General features: G+C 39.8%; 19 protein-coding genes. All 19 read right to left on the reverse strand.

The features are described 5' to 3' along the window. Nucleotides 1–901 (reverse strand): glycosyltransferase family 2 protein (locus OCV47_RS01590; RefSeq protein ID WP_262653288.1); only part of this gene is annotated, 901 nt, incomplete at its 3' end. After that, nucleotides 902–1,984: an A/G-specific adenine glycosylase gene (mutY, locus tag OCV47_RS01595; RefSeq protein ID WP_262653290.1), complete on the reverse strand. Its 1,083-nt coding sequence runs from the start codon at nucleotides 1,982–1,984 to the stop codon at nucleotides 902–904. It abuts the gene before it with no gap. Nucleotides 1,985–1,993: 9 nt separating this feature from the next. Next, entirely contained in the window at nucleotides 1,994–3,472 is a 1,479-nt protein-coding gene (locus tag OCV47_RS01600; RefSeq protein ID WP_262653291.1) for a L,D-transpeptidase family protein, read from the reverse strand. Between the two features lie 107 nt (nucleotides 3,473–3,579). After that, complete coding sequence (locus OCV47_RS01605) at nucleotides 3,580–4,344, reverse strand: N-acetylmuramoyl-L-alanine amidase (protein WP_262653294.1); 765 nt, start codon at nucleotides 4,342–4,344, stop codon at nucleotides 3,580–3,582. A 51-nt stretch (nucleotides 4,345–4,395) separates the two neighbouring features. Continuing rightward, nucleotides 4,396–6,024 carry a recombinase family protein gene (locus tag OCV47_RS01610; protein ID WP_008393956.1) on the reverse strand — a complete coding sequence of 543 codons (1,629 nt, stop codon included), beginning with the start codon at nucleotides 6,022–6,024 and terminating at the stop codon, nucleotides 4,396–4,398. A 79-nt stretch (nucleotides 6,025–6,103) separates the two neighbouring features. After that, nucleotides 6,104–6,226, reverse strand: coding sequence for a hypothetical protein (locus OCV47_RS01615; RefSeq protein WP_002323371.1), 123 nt, complete (start codon nucleotides 6,224–6,226; stop codon nucleotides 6,104–6,106). Between the two features lie 421 nt (nucleotides 6,227–6,647). Next, on the reverse strand, nucleotides 6,648–6,887 hold the full coding sequence (locus tag OCV47_RS01620; protein ID WP_032512201.1) for a helix-turn-helix domain-containing protein: 240 nt from the start codon (nucleotides 6,885–6,887) through the stop codon (nucleotides 6,648–6,650). Next, entirely contained in the window at nucleotides 6,880–7,308 is a 429-nt protein-coding gene (locus OCV47_RS01625) for an RNA polymerase sigma factor (RefSeq protein WP_008787630.1), read from the reverse strand. Before OCV47_RS01625 ends, OCV47_RS01620 begins: the two co-directional genes overlap by 8 nt. Before the next feature lie 280 nt (nucleotides 7,309–7,588). After that, nucleotides 7,589–7,813: a hypothetical protein gene (locus OCV47_RS01630; protein ID WP_008393961.1), complete on the reverse strand. Its 225-nt coding sequence runs from the start codon at nucleotides 7,811–7,813 to the stop codon at nucleotides 7,589–7,591. A 2-nt stretch (nucleotides 7,814–7,815) separates the two neighbouring features. Further along, nucleotides 7,816–8,301, reverse strand: coding sequence for a DUF6773 family protein (locus tag OCV47_RS01635; protein WP_175300746.1), 486 nt, complete (start codon nucleotides 8,299–8,301; stop codon nucleotides 7,816–7,818). 4 nt (nucleotides 8,302–8,305) lie between these two features. Then, nucleotides 8,306–8,500 carry a helix-turn-helix transcriptional regulator gene (locus OCV47_RS01640; protein WP_044930013.1) on the reverse strand — a complete coding sequence of 65 codons (195 nt, stop codon included), beginning with the start codon at nucleotides 8,498–8,500 and terminating at the stop codon, nucleotides 8,306–8,308. A gap of 164 nt (nucleotides 8,501–8,664) precedes the next feature. Then, nucleotides 8,665–9,576: a conjugal transfer protein gene (locus tag OCV47_RS01645; protein WP_262653304.1), complete on the reverse strand. Its 912-nt coding sequence runs from the start codon at nucleotides 9,574–9,576 to the stop codon at nucleotides 8,665–8,667. Between the two features lie 15 nt (nucleotides 9,577–9,591). Beyond that, nucleotides 9,592–10,599, reverse strand: coding sequence for a C40 family peptidase (locus tag OCV47_RS01650; protein ID WP_262653305.1), 1,008 nt, complete (start codon nucleotides 10,597–10,599; stop codon nucleotides 9,592–9,594). After that, the gene (locus OCV47_RS01655; RefSeq protein WP_262653308.1) at nucleotides 10,596–12,815 is read right to left on the reverse strand and encodes a CD3337/EF1877 family mobilome membrane protein; all 2,220 of its coding nucleotides are present in this window, start codon (nucleotides 12,813–12,815) and stop codon (nucleotides 10,596–10,598) included. The genes OCV47_RS01650 and OCV47_RS01655 overlap by 4 nt, the downstream gene beginning before the upstream one ends. After that, a complete protein-coding gene (tcpF, locus tag OCV47_RS01660; RefSeq protein ID WP_262653309.1) occupies nucleotides 12,815–15,265 on the reverse strand; it encodes a conjugal transfer ATPase TcpF in 2,451 nt (816 codons plus the stop codon). Before tcpF ends, OCV47_RS01655 begins: the two co-directional genes overlap by 1 nt. Continuing rightward, nucleotides 15,243–15,641 carry a conjugal transfer protein gene (locus OCV47_RS01665; protein ID WP_003061368.1) on the reverse strand — a complete coding sequence of 133 codons (399 nt, stop codon included), beginning with the start codon at nucleotides 15,639–15,641 and terminating at the stop codon, nucleotides 15,243–15,245. The genes tcpF and OCV47_RS01665 overlap by 23 nt, the downstream gene beginning before the upstream one ends. A 226-nt stretch (nucleotides 15,642–15,867) precedes the next feature. Continuing rightward, the gene (locus OCV47_RS01670) at nucleotides 15,868–16,755 is read right to left on the reverse strand and encodes a sensor histidine kinase (RefSeq protein ID WP_262653310.1); all 888 of its coding nucleotides are present in this window, start codon (nucleotides 16,753–16,755) and stop codon (nucleotides 15,868–15,870) included. A gap of 19 nt (nucleotides 16,756–16,774) precedes the next feature. Further along, on the reverse strand, nucleotides 16,775–17,542 hold the full coding sequence (locus OCV47_RS01675) for an ABC transporter permease subunit (RefSeq protein ID WP_262653311.1): 768 nt from the start codon (nucleotides 17,540–17,542) through the stop codon (nucleotides 16,775–16,777). After that, the gene (locus OCV47_RS01680) at nucleotides 17,535–18,449 is read right to left on the reverse strand and encodes an ABC transporter ATP-binding protein (protein WP_262653312.1); all 915 of its coding nucleotides are present in this window, start codon (nucleotides 18,447–18,449) and stop codon (nucleotides 17,535–17,537) included. The genes OCV47_RS01675 and OCV47_RS01680 overlap by 8 nt, the downstream gene beginning before the upstream one ends. Nucleotides 18,450–18,528: the final 79 nt, after the last annotated feature.

Genomic DNA, 18,528 nt, shown 5'->3' on the forward strand with positions numbered 1-18,528 from the left:
ACAGACCTGCATCTGCTGCTTTCAGATAAGCCCAAAGTTCCTGTTTTTTCTTTAAATTCTCTTCTGTGCCAGATTTTAACAGAAGCATTGAAGATACTGTCATAATAATATCCAGATAGCTGAGCATATAGCGTCGGCAATTCTTATTCACTCCCCGCTGTCCTGCCATTGTATCGATCATTAGTTTGTTGACTTTCAGCTGCTGGTCAATTCTTTCAATCATAACCTGTTCATTCACGGACTGATCTTCCCGACCGATGTAATAATGGTAAAACAGTTCATCGATGTAATACATCTTTTTCACGGATGGCAGTGGCTGGAAAACAAACAGATTATCTACATAAAACGTATGCTTCGGAAGCTCCAGTCCACATTCTCTCAGGAGATTGGTTCGATAAATCATGGAATGCATCAAAATATATTTTCCAGCCCGCATCTTTTTCAGATCTTTCCACTCAAATACGGTCTCTGTCGGCATATATTTTCGATACTGCATGACTTTTTTATGCTTTGCTCCAACTTTATCGTACACAAAATTGCTGATTACCGCATCCACTGTATCTGGGCCGGCCACCAGTTTCTTTAAGGTCTCAATGATCTTTGGCAATGTTCTTTCATCTACCCAGTCATCACTGTCTACCACTTTATAATACAGACCGGTTGCATTTTTCAGGCCGGTATTTACCGCCTCCCCATGTCCTCCGTTTTCCTGATGTACCGCTTTTACGATACCCGGATAACGAGAAGCATATTCCTCCGCAATCTCTCCGGTATGATCCTTTGATCCATCATTTACAATAATAATTTCAATATCATCTCCAGCCGGAAGTAATGACTCCACGCATTTTCTCAAATAATTCTGTGAATTGTAACTCGGTATCGCTACTGACAAAATCTTCATTTATAAATCCTCCCTGTATTTTTCCTGCCCCAGTTTTATCTCCATATATCTTGCGTAGGCTGCAAATGCTGCCGGAATGGGATACTTCTCTTCGGTCTTCTCCGGTTCCACAAACAGATATTCACCCGTCTCCTGTGGATCTTCAATTAAAATCAAGTATGCTGTCATGTGCCATTCCACATGACTGAAAATATGTTTTGCCGTTTCCAGGCCCTTAATACGAATCGGTGAAAATCCTTTTTCTTTTATCCAGGCAACGGCTTCATTCTGTGTCAGATGTCCCTCCGTATTCGGCAATTCGTATAACCCGGACAGCAGCCCTTTCGGCGGTCTTTTATGAATCGCAAGATGCTCACCGTCACGAATAATCATGACGGTCTTTTCTTCTATTCTACGTGGCTTTTTTGCCTTCTTTACAGGAATCTCATCCATAGCACCCATTTTTCTGGCAAGACACAGCCCTTTTAATGGACATGATTCACAATGTGGTTCTCCATTCGGTACACAGACCATTGCGCCAAGTTCCATCAAAGCCTGATTAAAAGCGCCCGGACGATCTGCTGGCATGATCTCCACAATTGCCTGCTCCATGCCGCGTTTTACAGATTGTTTTAAAATATCTTCCCTGCTTAAAGTTACTCTTGAGATTACTCTCAATACATTTCCATCCACTGCCGGTGCCACTTTTCCATAGGCAATCGATGCAATAGCTCCAGCCGTATAACTGCCGATTCCTTTCAGCTGCTGAAGTTCCAGATAATCATCCGGCAGCTTTCCACCATATTCTTCTATCACGGTACGTGCTGCTATCTGCATATTCCGTACACGATTATAATATCCCAGACCTTCCCAGAGCTTTAACAACTCTTCTTCTTCACAATTCGCCAATGTCTGTATATCGGGCAGTGCTTCCATAAATCTCTGATAAAACGGCTTCACAGCCTCTACCCTTGTCTGCTGCAGCATAATCTCAGACACCCATACACGATATGGGGTCGGCTGATCCCGCCACGGAAGAATCCTGGCATTCTGATCAAACCACCTTAAAAGCGGCTGCACTATTTGTTCCAGATTTTCTTTCATATTATTCCTCTAATAATAGCAGATGATCGGTATTCCATCATATACTCTTTCATAGATTTCTTTTGCCGCTGATGGCGGAAGATTCACACATCCATGAGAACCATTTGTCTGATAAATGCTTCCGCCAAAACTGCTCCTCCAGTTAGCATCATGGAGCCCAATACCACCATTAAACGGCATCCAATAGGTCACCTTTGTCTCATATTCATTATTCTCTCCCTTCAAAACAGACGGAGACTCTTTGTAATAAAGTGTATAAGTACCTTCCGGTGTCTTTCTGGATGGATCTGATGCAAGACCGGACACGCAGTCTGTAGATACCACTTCCTGTCCATCTATATAGAGCCAGACATGCTGACTGTCAAGATCTATTTCCACATAGCTGTCTCCAAGATCGCTGTTGGACCAACTGACCGCAGTCTGTGCAAACTCTGCATAGGTATCTCCCGTATTACCCGCCCAGATGGCATCAATCAAATAATCGTAAGTGGCATCCTGATCCATCAGCCAGCCATAGGATCCTCCCGAAACAGTCACTTCCTCTCCACCATGAGTACGGAACGTACGAGGCTTATCTGCCGTATCATACTTCTCTGCCATCTCTGCCACAAAAGCCCGAATCGCATCCTTATCCAGTTCTACATTACCAGAATCGTCATAGCTGAGCCATCCACGCACTCTCTCTGCATCTACTTTCTCGGAATGTTCTCCAAAAAGATACGTCAAATCTGTACTGATACAGGTATTCAGCTTTTCCACAGTCCGTGCCATAGTCTCATCATTCTGTCTCTTTACCGGAGTCTCATAACAGTCCTTTTCTTCCAGCGAAACTTTTACATTTGCGAAATCTACCGCTTCCTGTATAACCCCATATACCATATCTTTTTTCAAAAGGTTACCTTCCACTTCTGGCACAACCTGATACTTTCCTTCCAGGAAGTCAATGTAAGCATCTGCTGGCTTTGTTACCTGGCTCTCATCCAGACAGTTCAATCCATCCACTGCCTGACGCAGCCCTTCCTCGTCATACTGTGTACTGGAATCAAAAGTATACGATATCTGTTCCTTCATATATAATGGCCATCGATAAAGCTTCTGACTATTCAGGAACGCCTGCACTTCTCCTTTAGACACATAATGATAATTAATCTGTTCTGCGGTGATCGTCTCTGTGTTGCCTCCACGTTCACCAATCTCCAGACGATAGTCAGCAATCCTGTCTGCCACCTTTTCTTCTACCTCTTCCACTGTCAGCTGAGATGCATCAAAACCATTGATCATAGTATGCAGGAAAAAATGATCTTTAAAATAGAGCATACCATAAATATAAACTCCTGCTGCCACAAGCAGAACTAAAATAAGCAGGGAAAGAAAGATATTGCGAATCACACGTCCGGCAGTTCCTTTCTTTTCCCTGTTTATCTCATACTCTCGCTCTGTTCTTCTGCGTCCTGATTCTTCTCCGGAGCGCTCCCCTCTTTTTCGCATATTTTTACGTCCCCCACAACAGTATTTCTACGCTTAATATCTGCGTAAATTATAGCACACTTTATATTTTGTGAAAAGGCTTTTAAATCTTAAGAATTCCTTCTGTTTCATGTGGTAATATAGGTCTGATACCCATTTTCCCGCAAATGCGCCTCCATGCGTACTGCATTTTCTAATTTTCGAAAAGCCCCTACCTGAACCAGATAATACCCTTCCCGTTCCAAAAGAAATGCTGGATATCCCTCTTCCGTGAGCTTTTCCTGCTGCCGAACAGCATTTTCCCGGTTACGGTAAGCTCCTGTCTGAACACGATAATAAGTTTCTTCCTGTTCCGTCTCTTCCTCACCTGTCAAAGAAAAATTCTTCAAAATAGCATCTGCAATAGCATCTGCAATTCGGTCAAATTCCTCATCAAAAAGCCGATTATCTTCCTCGCTGTTAATGAATCCACTTTCCACCAGAACTGCAGGCATTTTACTCCTTCTTAATATAACCAGTCCCGGTCGTATTTTTACCCCATTATTACGAAATCCAATATTTTCCAATTCCTCATTAATATCCTCAGCGATCTCTGCCTTCTCTCCATTTTTATCATATATTAAAGTTTCCACTCCTGTATACTGATTTGGATATTCACTGGAATTACGGTGCAGAGACACCAGAAAATCTGCTCCCGACTCATTGGCCGCCATAGCTTTCTGGTAAGGTGTCTGATAAATATCCTCTGTTCTGGTATAGTAAACATCCAGTCCACTATTTTGCAATCTTTCTCCCACGGCCAGTGCCAGTTTCAGATTATCATCTTTTTCCTGCCGACCCTGATAGACCGCTCCCGGGTCTGCTCCCCCATGTGCTGGTTGTAGTTTACGCAAATTGTGATATGTATTCCCCAGTATATATGGGGAGTTAGAAATGTATTGAGATTAGATAGCCTTTTTCTCCAAGTCCTCACAGTAAACGCTTGAAAATAAATGTTCCAGTTCATTTCCGAAGTTGTATGAGATTTTAAGTTTGCGGTTTTCATAAACTGTTATCTGGTCTATCATTTCCACAATAATATCTCTGTCTAATTCTTCAATGTCTTTCAGTTCCAACAACCGCCTTAACCACGGTGTTTCAAAAACATCTTCTGTTACACTTTCCTTTTTCTTTTCTTCCAGCGTTTCAATCTGTTTGGAGTAAAGCGTTTCTTTTTGTTGATAGTCCTCTCGATAAGAAAGAAATTCTTCTTTAGAAATCAGTTCGTCTTTGTAATCTTCATAAATTGACTTTTTCAACTTCTTCACTCTTTCAAGCTCTGCTTTTAACTTTATCAGTTCTATGTCTGTTGATTTTCTGATTTTTGTTGCTGTGAAAGATTGTGATTTTACAAGTTCCTGCAAGTTCTCTACATTGCGGATAATCTGCTTTAAATCTCCCAGCACAATATCATTCAATACTTGAAACGGGAGCGTGTGCGGAGTGCAATAATCTTTTCCGCTTCTTTTGTAAGTTCCACAATAGAATGAATAGGACTTACTTCCGTCAGCACGTCGCCAGAAATTTTTCATCATTGCCCGACCACAATCGCCACACTTAATAAAACCTGCAAAGATATTTTTATTTGTTTCTAAATCAATATCCCTATGCTTTTTTGTCAGCAGTTTTTGTACCTTATCCCACAGTTGACGGTCTATAATCGGTTCATGTGTATTTTCAACCCTTATCCAGTTTTCTTTCTCAATTAGACGCTGTTTGCTTCTCATACGTTGATGTTTCTTTCCTTGTACCATGTTTCCAATATAAATCTCATTTTGCAACATCACTTTAATTGTAGAATAAGTCCAATAAGAAGTTTTTTCTAACCGATTACAATTTTTGTAATTTTCTCCATTGAGCTTTTTATATTCCGACGGACAAAGGATACCCTCTGCATTTAGTATTTTTGCAATGCTTTGTTTCCCTATTCCTTGTGTATACATAGTAAATACTCTTTTTACAACTTCGGACGCATATTCATCAATCACAAGTTTATTTTTATTTGCAGGAGATTTCTTATAACCATAGCTTGTAAAAGCTCCGATAAATTCTCCTGCTTTCTGCTTTGATTTTACAGTCGCTTGAACTTTATTAGAAATATCTCTGGCATACTGTTCGTTGAATATATTTTTAATAGGAAGTAACATATCGTATGCCTGCTTCATACTATCAATATTATCTGTTACAGAAATAAAACGAACATTAAGCTCTGGAAATATTCTTTCCAAATATCGCCCCGTATCAATGTAATCTCGTCCGAAACGGGAAAGGTCTTTTACAACAACACAATTTACCTTGTTATCTTCAATGTCAGCAATCATTCTATGGAAGTCTGGTCTATTAAAATTCGTTCCCGTAAAACCGTCATCAATATAAACATCATATAAGATAAAGTCATCATGCTTGTTCACATATTCTGTTAAAAGTTTTCTCTGATTTCCTACACTATCGCTTTCTTCCTTATCTCCGTCCTCTCGTGATAATCTGATATAAATAGCTACGTTAAATAAGTTTGAACCTTTTTGATAAATCATTTTTCCACCTATTCAACTGCCGTACCTATGATAATATTATACCATAAAGTACGGCTTCTTTCCATTGTTTTCAAGGGCTTTACCCTCTTGATAGTCCTTTTTTTACATGAGATTTCACGATACGGACAAGCAATTCCTCTACGGAAAATTTACCTAAAAATTCCCGTTCTACGATATATTGTGCAGGTTCTTTTTTAGCCAAGTTATCAGCCCCCTTAGTCAGCTATCTATTCTCAACATACGCACATAGGCTTATCCAATATGCGTATTTTTCACAATGTTACAGAAGCAGACAGACGGCTTTGGAAAGCTCCATTAGTATCTCAACTATTCCCATTCCTGTGGGCAGAACCGCACCATGCGGACGTATCATTATTCTGTGAGGATAGGTCGTGGCAAAACGACTTTTCCAACAGTCGCTCTCGGATCACTGCGTGGGTCGCTCGCTTTCTTTTGAAAAGGTCGTGGCGTACAGTCCCCGTGGCTCGCTATCTCACAAACGTATCTGTCTGCTTTATTCAGTTGTCAAAGAGCTGTGGCGAAAGCGTGTTGCTTTCATGTAAAAGCAGGTGCAGAGCAGGAAAGAGGGGATTGAACAAATCATGCTCTGCGATTACTGCTTGTTATTCTTCGGTTTCTAAAGGAATATCAAAGTCCAAAATCATTTTGATAAGTGCTTCTCTGATACGTCCTTTTAATTCCATGTCTACGACTATGCAGACATTACCATATCTGTCGTAGAACGGACGCAAACAACATTTTGATATGTACGGGTCATACAATGCTAGTATCTTTTCAATCGAATTTACGTTGCCGTCCACAGCCGACGAGATAAGGTAAAATGACGGGCGTGTGTTATTCATCATTCATGTTCTCCTTTAATTTTTTCTTGATTTCTTCAAGTGAGTTCTTCCTACTTCGGAACGACGTTGAACGGTTAATCTTTAATCTGTCGCCGATTTCTGTATCGCTCATGCCTAAGAAGAAATACATCAACAAGATTTCTCTGTCTTTTTCAGACAGATACTTAATCGCTTCTGCTAAATCATCATCAAGGACACGAACCTCAATACCACATACATCAAAGGCGGTATAATCGCTTTCGTATTCGTCCCAGACTGCCAGCTTTTCCACGACGATTTCTGGAAGTTCACAATAGGAAATTTCCTTATTTCTTCGTCGCTTTAATTCTTTGCGATAATTACGGACAATGCCTTTCACTACACGTTTGAGCTTGCAGTCAAATTGACATTGTATTGTCTTTTGGAAGTCCGACGGTTTCATATCATCACACCCCCTTTCCGTTATGACGTGAAAAGTGTTTATCCCTCTTTCCGCACCATATCTGTACAGCAAGGTGTGATTTGTTGCATGAATTTGAAAAAAAGTGAAAAAATTTTTTTCGGGTACAAAAAAAGCCCGCACAAAACATATAGTCTGTACGAGCTATTAAAGCTGTGAGATATTCAGTTGTTGATAAAATGCTGTTAGGTAGTGTATGACCGTATAAGATTATGCTTAAAACTTTCCATGACCCAAGCCCCCTTACAGCACTTGATTTTTATTACACCTTTGTTTTTTTCGTAATCTTGTAAATATATTCTTCTGGTGTAGGGCGTTTATTTCTAAAATACTTTTTGAAATTTGCCTGCACTTCTGGGTCGGTGCTATTCATAGCTTCATCAATCGTTGCTTCAATATCCGCCCGAACATCAGACAATGATACACCGCCAGCTTTTGCACCAGCTTTTAATGTCTTTTTAATATCACGTTTTCTAAGCCCTAACATAGTTATTCCTCGTCATTATCAAATTGTTTTTCAAGTCGTTTTTGTCCTATTTTTTCAATAGAATATACAGCCCCCAAAATTAAAGTAACAAAAATGAGAGAAGAAATAAAAGTAATACCTATTACAGCAAGAAAATGTACGTCCAATATTCCAGTATATTTTTCCCCATACATAGTATAATTTCTAATTCCGTTAAAAATGGTAATCAGAACTGCTAATAGTAAAGTAGAAATTACCTTAAATTTTTTCCCAAAATATAAGTTATCCATAGAACTGTATCCAACCATTGCACCTCTGATTGAAAGATACACTATCGAAACAATCATAACAATCATTTCTGTTAAATATTCTCGTACTCCCATATCTAGCATATATGCTTTTATAAAAATAGATAGTGCTAAAATAGCAATAACCAAAATAAATGCTTCACTCTGAATTTTGTTATTTAATTGAATGATACGTTCATCTTTAATTTTATTTGTTTTCATGCTTTTATTCCTCCCAAAATAAATCGTCTAAAGTCTTATTAAGTGCTTTACAGATTGCTAAACAAAGTTTAAGTGTCGGGTTATAATTTCCAGCTTCAATCAATCCGATTGTTTGACGTGTTACACCTACTGTTTTTGCTAAATCTTCTTGACTCATATCACACTCAAGTCTAGCAATTTTTATTCTTTTATTCTTCACAATTTCACTTAATGCTCCTTTCTTTCTGTTTATACATGAATTATATATTATAAATTCCATAATGTCAAGTATATATTACATTATGGAATTTATAGATTTCATTGTATCTAACAAAATTAAAACAATAAGTAGTATGTGGGAGTATAACAACCTTTATGGACTTTTTATCCTACAATCTTCCAGTTGCTATCCTTATGTAGCACAAGCTCATACTGCGATACCTGTGTCGCTTTTGTCTGATTATCAAGGAATTTCACGGCAACTTTGACTTTCACATTGTCCCCGTCCTTTGTGAAGATAGGGTTTACCAATTCAGAATAAAGATAGTCCCTGCCGATAGGTTCAAGTACATTACCAGATACATAATAGGCAAGTTCTTTTTCTGTGGCTGTTGGATAGAGCTTAAAGAATGTTTCCAGAAAAGCGGTAGCGTCATTGACAGTATCAGCGTCTACGCTTGCGTCTGCTTCTGGTGTCTTTGGCTCATAGTCTGATTTTTCAACTGCTGGTGCAAGGGTAGGGTTCTGAACGATTACCATATCCCCGTCAGCGTCCACATGGACTTTTACGGTATAGGTTGCTTTCACATTGCTTGTCTGTTCTCCCTCTTTTATCTGCTGATCTACTTCGTAGGTAGCAGATAAAGTGTCCGTTCCCAACTGTTCGATACTCCACACAATCACATCTGTAACTGTGGAGCTGGTCGGTATATCCGTTCTGATTGTATCACCATTCAAGTCCTGCAATTCCTTTGTCAGATAACCGCTGATTGCCTGCGTCCTTGCTTCAATCGCTTCTTTGCTGTTATTCCATGTGTAATAGGACTTTGCGAAGTTCTTCACAAAATTTTCAATCCCGTTGGTGTCCTGCAAGCGAAGCTCAATGATTTCTTTTTCGTGGGTCGTGTGCTGGTCGATAGCGGTAAAATTCTTATATACCCCAAAGCTCACGCTTGTGATAAGCACCACCCACAACGCAATCACGGTTTTCTTATGTGTGCCTACCTTGACAGTATGCACCTTTTTTTCTTTAGGTTCTTTGATAGTTTCTGTCTGTTTCTTATTCTTCTTAATCATATTTTCAAGTCCTTTCTATTGTTTTACTCGTCCTGCACCGATTAAGTGCTGTTGCCAGTAACTACTACTTAGGTCTGCATATCCTATCGGGTCGCCTGCATGATATATCTGGTTATTCCCTACATAAATTGCAACGTGCGTTACATAAGTACCAGCGTTATAGGTAGAATGGAAAAACACCAAGTCCCCAGCCTTTGCCTGCGAAAGCGGAAGATGTTGGGTAGCGTCATATTGTGCTTGTGCTGTTCTCGGTAAGGAGATACCAGCTTTTCCATAACACCATTGCGTCAGTCCCGAGCAGTCAAAGGAAGTGTTGGGATTGCTACCGCCATACACATATTTCCAGCCTTGATATTTTAACGCTTCATTCATTACTTTTTGTGCCAGCTCTCCCGATACCTGCGGAACAGTTAAATACTGATTGACTAATTCCACATAGAACATATTTCCATAGCCATACCGCCAGCCCCCGTTCTTTGCAACGGCTATCGGGTTGGTGTAGGTTACTTTCTTTCCACCCGATTTCTCACGGGCGAAGCTCTCTGCAAGATTAAAGGTATATTTCTTTCCTTTTCCTGCCACATATCCCACATAACCACCGCCATAATTATAGGACTGTATCGCTACATTCAAGTCGTCGATACCTTGATTTTGGCAGGAAGAAAGCAGGGACGCAAAATATTTACACCCCTGCTTGATTGAGCTTTCCGTATCTAAAGAATTAGGCGGTAAGCCAAGACTTTCTGAACTCTGCATAACATCTTCTGCCGTACCGCCACTTTCTACTTGAATGATAGCAAGTAGCACATTGACATACTCAGAAATGCCGTATTCTCTGGCGTATTTTTCCACCATAGGCTGATGTTTCAAGACTTCTGCGGATAAGTTCATACCCGTAATGCCAGAAGAAAAGTTGCTGTTCTCGTCGTCGCTGTCCGCACTAATCAAGACACCAAAGAAAAGCACCAGAGAAAAGAGGATAGGAAACAGACTGCCAATGATAGCGATATGTTTCAGTTTCATTTTTTCTTCTGTCCTTTCTTCGTTACAAGGTTACGGGTTTTCTCTGTGGTCTGCTGGTTCTTCTGGACGGTCTGCGTCTGCTGAACCTTTGTCCTGCGGTCTTTTGTGTAATTTTTGCGTGTTTCCTGCGATACCACTTTTTCCATATTCTGCCTATGTACTTGCTGTGTAGGTTGGTTCGCTTTTCTATCAGAAGCACCAGAAGATAGCGGACGCTCTTTGATAACGCTTGTCTTGACTGGCTCGCTTGCTTTTGAAGTGGTCACTGTGGCAGGACGTTTGATTTCCTGCATTTTTTCCGTGCTCGGCTTTGGAATGGTTGAAGCTGTGGCTGGTCGCTCATGGGGACGGGTAGCTCCCGTTGTCGCTGATCCGTCAGCCTTTCGCTGTGCCTGCCTTGCTTCTTGTGCCTTTTGAAGCTCCATACGTTTGTCAGCGATATTCTGCCTATGCTGTTCCTGCTTTTCCAAGCGTCCCGTCTGTCTGGACTGCTGTTCCTGCACCATGCCACGCTTGAAGTCGGACACGCTGGACTTTGCCTTTTCCTTTGCGGAATACACCGCATAAGCGGTCTGTGTCGGCATATCCTTGATATTCTCTTTGACAGCATTTGCCTTGTCTTTCACTTTATTTTTCGTATCTAAGACAGCACCCACCTTTGAGCCTGCACGATTTCCAAAGCTGGAAGAAGTGTTGCTTCGTGAAAAGGTATGTTTGTCTTTTTGAGGATTACTCCTTGAAGAACCATTCCCCGATAGCATAGCCCCCGTAACTGCACCCGTACCAGCTCCAACCATACTTCCATGACTAACAGCTCTAGCCATGCGTCGCTCCATGCTTCTAGCCCTATGTCGCATAAACAGATATGGTCTGCGGAATATGCGTCGTCCCATGCTTTGACTGTCATTAGCGTTCAAAGAGAACATACTCATTAAGTCGCCCAGCTTCATATAGATACCAGCAAAACATACTATCTGCAAGAACGCCACCATGAAGAACGGATAGTCCGTGGAAATGTTATAAAACATACTGGAAATGCTGAACGCCACCGTTACAATGAGCGTTATTCCTGCCCGTGTCATAATGGTATTAAACACCCTCACGATTGCCTGTTTTGCCATGCTTTCATAGCTCGGTATCATGGAAAGTAGAAAGCTGATAGGCAGAAACATTGCAAAGATAATAAAAAGTATCTGGCTGAACAACATCATGCCCGTAAGCAAGAATACAAATATCGTTATCCCTAAATTGAAGAACAGTAGGAAGAACACCATGCCTAAACGGTTTACGACCTGCGGTATCGTCAGATTGTTGTTGTCGTTGTCCTCGATTTCTGTTTTCACGACTTCCTCTCTGGTTTTTCCGTCCTCGTCCTCTGGGCTTGCCGATACAAGAGTTTCTACACGGTCTGTCCCGATTTCCTCTGCGTTGCTGTTCCCGAATTGCAGAAGTAGCCACGGCTGTTCCACTTGAATAGAAAATAAGCTGTCCCGTATCAAGTCCACGCTGTCCTTGCCCTCGCTGTCAGAGTTTGGGAGCATGATTTTTGTTCCTAAATCAAGTGAAGCGGTACTGATGTCTGATGAGAATTCATTTATCTTCTTGATGTAATCGGGAGCATAGGCGATAAACGAAGCGGACAGTACGAACACCACTACAAAGTTGATAACGGCGTGAAGTGCCTTGCTGGTTTCCCGTTTGATAAGTCCCGTATAGGCAACATAAAGTCCCACTACTAAGATAATGAGAAGCAGGAAACCAACATAGAAGCCAGTAGAAGAAAAACCGTTCTGTGTTACGCCTGCAAGGGTCTGTATGCTTTTTCCGATACTGTCTGCCATATCATTGATGAAGTCCAGCTTATAGGCTTCCTGCACCACATAGCCCGTAGCATTGCTTAAATAAAGGCTTATCGTCCAGACAAAATTGGTAATGCAGTAAAGCCCGTACTGCACCGATTTTCCAATCCCGTCCAGCCAGTTCCACGGAAGCCACGACCAGCTATTATCTACATAAAAATCAAGCTGGTAGTTGGAAAGGGGATACTTTGAATAAAGATTTTCTGCGTTTATGGTATCGTCCACAAGCCCCGTCGCATGAGCCACCGTCCCCAGAAGTGAAAGCAGGATAAGGGAGAGTGCCACGACAAACAGAGCCATTTTGAGAACGTGAAGTATCTTCTTTTTTGTGAACGCACCTTTTATCCTTTCTTTCATCACTCCACCTCATTTCTCTGTACGGGCGGTCTGGTATCAAAGGCGTGTAGCAGTTCTTCAAAGACTGGGTGTATCTGCACCACACCGACACGCCCGTATAAGTCCTGCAATAAACATTGTCCGTTCTCCAAATCACGAAGCCGTTTCTGGTTGTTTTCGTTGTCCTTGTCAATACCGAAAAATTCTAAGGTCTGCTTTATCTCGCCCAAGTCGGTACTACGAAAGGCAAACTTCAAGCCGATATTGTTTTTCAGACTTTCTTTTGACACGTCCCCAGAAGATTGTGTAACAAAATAAACGCCTGCCTGCATAGCCCGTCCAGCACGAACCAGCTTATTTGATAAAGTTTCGCCTTGTGCCACGTTTAAGAACGCCCACGCTTCGTCCAAATCGACAATCTTAAAAATGCTTCTGTCCGAATGGATAAAATCAAGGGCAAAGGTACTAATCACAATCAGCATAGACACCGACAATAATTCAATAGTCGTGTATTCCTCAAAGGTCGTGTCCTTATCTGGCAATACTAAGTCCGCTACTTGAATGATATTGAGTTGGTTATCCAGACTGATTGCATTTTCTACCGTACCGTCTGAAAACAGCAGGTGTGCAAAGTCGTAGTCCGTGAAGCTGTCAATATGGTCTGCGATATTTCTTGATACTGGCGTATCTTCACGGCGTAGCTCGTCTATCACATGGAGCAAGCCCCGACTGTCGCTCTGGGTAACAGAACGCACCGCCTTACGAAGTACAGGGAATTTTTCGCCGTCCCTAGAGGAAATACCCGTTAAAAATGTCAAGATGTCGATTGCCAGACTTTCAGCGTCTTTTACATTCTTCATAATCACGAACGGGTCAAGAAGTCCTGCATTGTCCTTGTCGCTGGTAAGATTTACGATATTGATTTCATGGGCGATTTCTGGGAGCGTTTCTTTCCAGTTGCCCCTCTCAGCTTTGGGGTCTAAAATGACTGCTTGACCGCCAAACAGCACCGCATAATATACCAGAAGATTGTTGCAGAATGACTTTCCACCGCCAAGCGAACCGACAAAAGCAGAAGCAAGGGCGTTTGTTACTGTGCCTTTTACACCCTGCGAAGCTAAAGACGGTTGCAGGTACACATTTCTTCCCGTATCAACGGAATAGCCCATATAGATACCCGTAGTTTCCCCTAACTGCTGGGTCGCACCAAAGCCAAGCCCTGCCAAGAAGTCTGATTTTACATACTGCACATAGTCATTGATATATCGCTTGCTGGCAGGTAAAAATTCAGAATGAAGCCCCAGCATATCCCCAGCAGGACGCACCAGCTTTACATTGAGGTCGTCGTAAAAGTCCTTGACTTCATCACAACGGCGTTTCAGCTCGTCAAGATCGGGTGCAGACACCCGTATCACGTAGCTTAACTTATACATACTTTCTTTGCTCTGGTCTAAGTCCGTTTCCAGCTCGTCCACGCTGTCTAATGCGTCCACCACATTTGAGCTGGTTTCACTTCCTGCTTGATAGGCGTGATTGTCCAAATCTTTCAATTCCTTTTTCTTGTTGCGGACGGTTGTTAATGCTTTTCGATTTTCCACGATTTCTACATTCATAGAAGTATCAACGGGGAATGTGAATTGCTGTTGCTGAAAATAGAAGATTTCACTTGACGGAAAATCAAGCTCGCCTACAATCGCATTGACGGTAAAATAGGACACATAGCTTTCCTTGTCCTCATGCTCCAGCCTTAAATACCGCTGGTTTTCTTCTATCACACACCTTGTCGGGCGGATAAGGTCGTAGTATTTTATCAGCGTTTCTTTCTGCAATTTTTTCTTTGGTAGCTGGTACTCATAATCTTCATAGGCGATACCGTCCCTGCCGTAAAGATGTTCCATGAGATAGCCAAAATCATTGATTTCCAAGCGACGCACCTTGAAACGACGGGAGATTTTATTTTCCAGTAACTTTTCCATTTTCATGTAACGGTTGATTTCATCATTTGGCATGGAAACAAAGTCATTCATCAGCGTGTGGTTCACTTCATGGAGAAATTCCGTGAACGTCAGCCACGCCGATTTTTTGATGTTCTTCAGATTGAACTGTTCTTCCGTAACCATGAGCTTAAAGCCAAGAAAAAAGCGGTAGTCCACTTGATTGTCCCCAATCATAGATACTAACGCTTCGGTCTGTTCGTCTATCTTCTGATAGGCAACTTCCTTTAATTTTCCAGTTACCAGCTTCTTTGACTGTTCCTGCATACTGCGGATTGAGCTTTCTGTGGCAATCTGCAAGGCATGAATTTTACCCTCACGGGACTGTGCGATAAGCTGTCGAAAGCTGTCATGCACGATAAATTTCTGCTCTGCGGATAAGAAAGAATAGTTGTACGGTATCAGCTCATAGTAGGCGAATACCTCATTGTCCTTGTTCCAGACAAGGTTATTGTCAATATATTTTATCGGGAACATAGTTCACACTCCTTACTGCCGTAATTGTTTCATTGAGTATCTGCTTATGCAGTTTTACGGCTTTTCCTGCATAAGTGATTTTTGGTCGCAGGGCATAGGTTATCTGTGATTTCAAAAAGCTGTACGGCTTCTTTCCGTCAAAGGTTTTCTGCGACATAAACCAAGTGAGAGCAACGGGAATACCAAAATATTTGAGAAATGCTCCCTCAATCATGGAAAGTGGGGGAATATCCCCAAACAGAATGATGATAAATTCTGTAATCACAAACCATGTAATCTGTGTAAAGGTAACGGGAAAGGGTAAGTTAAAGTCATTGATTGCATACAAGACTTTTTCCACGTTCCAGATACCCGTATAAGATTTAATCTTTTTCAAGTTCTTTCAGCTCCTTTCAAAATAGAAAAGGACAGCCATATTTCAGACTGTCCCGTAAAGAGAAATACGCTGTCAGTAGCAACAATGCTTGTTGCTGATCTTCCAGCTTGATTTTTATTATTATTTTCGATTACTGTCACGAATACGATTAGTTCATTTTTCTTTCATATATACTTGACTCCTTTCCATAATAAAAGCAGTCAATCCTAAGACTAACTGCTTTCTTTTAAACCTCATTCAATTTAATGATAATGCTTAAAACATTATTGCTATAATCAGCAGAAATATTACCGTCCATTTTTTCAATCAACGCTTTGGCAATAGATAAACCTAACCCCGTAGATTTTCTTGCGGTATTTACTGTATAAAATCTGTCAAACAATTTCCCAATTTGTATTTCATTAAGGTCAGAAGTGTGGTTTGAAAATACAATCTTCCCATTTTCAAATAATGATATTGTTAAATCTCCCTCACTATATTTGATTGCATTATCTATAATATTATTGAAAATACGAAGTAAGGCAGTTTTATCAACAGAACGCACAATTTTTTGTTCGCACAAATTTATATTCGGAGTAATGCCTTTTTCCTTAAATATCGCATAATAGGACGAAATACAATCTTCTAAAACATTGTTGATTACGGTTTCTGTATAAACGCTATTTTCGGTATCAGAAATAATAGTTGTATATCGAAATAGTTCTTCTACCAGCTGTTTTAATGCAAAAGTACGATTTTTAATGATTGATAATTGTCTGGCAATATGTTCGCTTTTTTCTTCTTTGTCTAATAAACTTAAGTAACCGCAAATTGTTGTAAGAGGAGTTCGTAAGTCATGGGATATATTCGTAATAGCATTTTTTAATTCTTTATCGCCTTGTATATAGCGGTGCTTTTGTTTTTTCAATTCTTTCAACTCTACATTTATATCATTTGCTAAAGAAGAAACTAATTTATCATGTGAGGAAAGCATAATTGGAGTATTCGTATCTGTATATAATTTTTCTGAAAACCCTCTTTTTATCTCTCTAATTGCTTTTCTCATATAAAAGATTTTCAAAAGTAAAGCAAATATTATTACCAACAAGAAAAACACCATTATTTTCCACAACATAACATCATTCCCTACAAATTCATTTCAAATTCTTTTGCTCAAAGACCATTATACCTGTTCCCGTGCTTATTACAAGTATAAGTATATTGTAAATAATCATTTCCGTAGCTTGTGTAACTTGCAAATTGATTAGATTTAAAAGTTGTCCTGTTGGTAAAAAGATATTTAAAAATTCATAAATTTGTTTCACAATGCTATCTGAATGAGCCATATCAGAAGAAAACAACACACTTAGCACATAAAATGATATTCCAAACATCAATAAACTAACTACTAAACAGATGATTGAAGAAGAAGCCTTATTTTGATTTATCATAACAATCATGGTATTTATTCCGGTAAATGTTATTGTTGCAAGAATGGAAATCCCTAAAATTAAAGATATAGTGTGAATATCGGTTTTAAACGGAGCTATTAACCAAGTACCCAACCCAATAATTGTTATTTGATGTGCTAATACTAAAATAACACTGGCAATCACACATATCAGCAAAGCAGAAATATATATTTTTAACCGACTATTTCCTGCAATGATTTTATTTCTAATTGTTCCGTCTGAATAATCTGTTCCTAAGAACCAAGAACAAAAGATAGCAACAATAAAACCGATTATAAGAAAATGCCATACAAGTCTGCTTTCTAAAGTATAATCTGTTCCATAAGCTATCATTTCACGGTGTGCAAGTATAGGAATAATTATTCCAGAAAGTATCATAAGTCCAAGCAGACACCAATACAATCTACTTTTAAATAAGCGTTGAAAATATGCGGAAAGTAAGTTATTCATAACGGTTTCCTCCAATCAAATTGATATAATAATTCTCTAGGCTTTCGTCCTGCTCTTGAATATTAAGAACATTGCATTCTTTTTTTGCCAGTTCTACAACAAGTGATGTTATATCTAGCTTGGCAAATACATCTATTTCTTTATCCGATATGACAGAATAATCATAGCCTTTTTCTGTAAGAACATTGCATAACACTTCCATATTTGAAACGGTCAGTTTTACACATTTCCTACATTTCGTATTTAATTCCAAAGCACTTATTTCTTGTATCATTTGCCCTTTATCTATAAATCCAAAATGTGTGGCAATGCGAGAAAGCTCATCAAGAATATGGCTGGAAATTAAAACCGTAATACCATGTTCGTGATTAAGTTTTAAAATCAGTTCTCTAATTTCAATAATACCTTGTGGGTCAAGTCCATTTATCGGCTCATCTAAGATAAGGAAATCTGGAGAACCCGATAAAGCGATTGCAATTCCTAATCGTTGACGCATACCTAAAGAAAAATTTCTAGCTTTCTTTTTACCCGTATTTTCAAGTCCGACTAATTTTAATAAATCTGGAATAGTGCTGTAAGAGGGAATACCTAATATTCGATACTGCTGTTTTAAATTTTCTTCTGCACTCATATCCAAATAAATAGACGGTGTTTCAACAACAGCTCCTATTCGTTTTCTAGAACGAACAATCTCTTTAGAGTAATTATTTATTCCGTATAGCGAAAAATCTCCCTCTGTTGCTTTTTGTAATCCACAAATTAAACGAATTAAAGTTGTTTTTCCAACCCCATTTCTACCAATCAAACCATAGATAGAACCTTTAGGAACATTCATTGAAAGTCCATTTAATGCGTTATAATTACCGTATATTTTCTTTAAATCTTTCGTTTTCAATACATATTCCATTTTTTCAGCCTCCTTTATTTACGGTCAAAATACTAAGTCAAAAGTGTTAAGAAAGCTGTTAAGGAAATTGTTAAGAAAG

This window comes from Muricoprocola aceti, assembly GCF_025567005.1.
GTDB classification, from domain to species: Bacteria; Bacillota; Clostridia; order Lachnospirales; family Lachnospiraceae; genus Marvinbryantia; species Marvinbryantia aceti.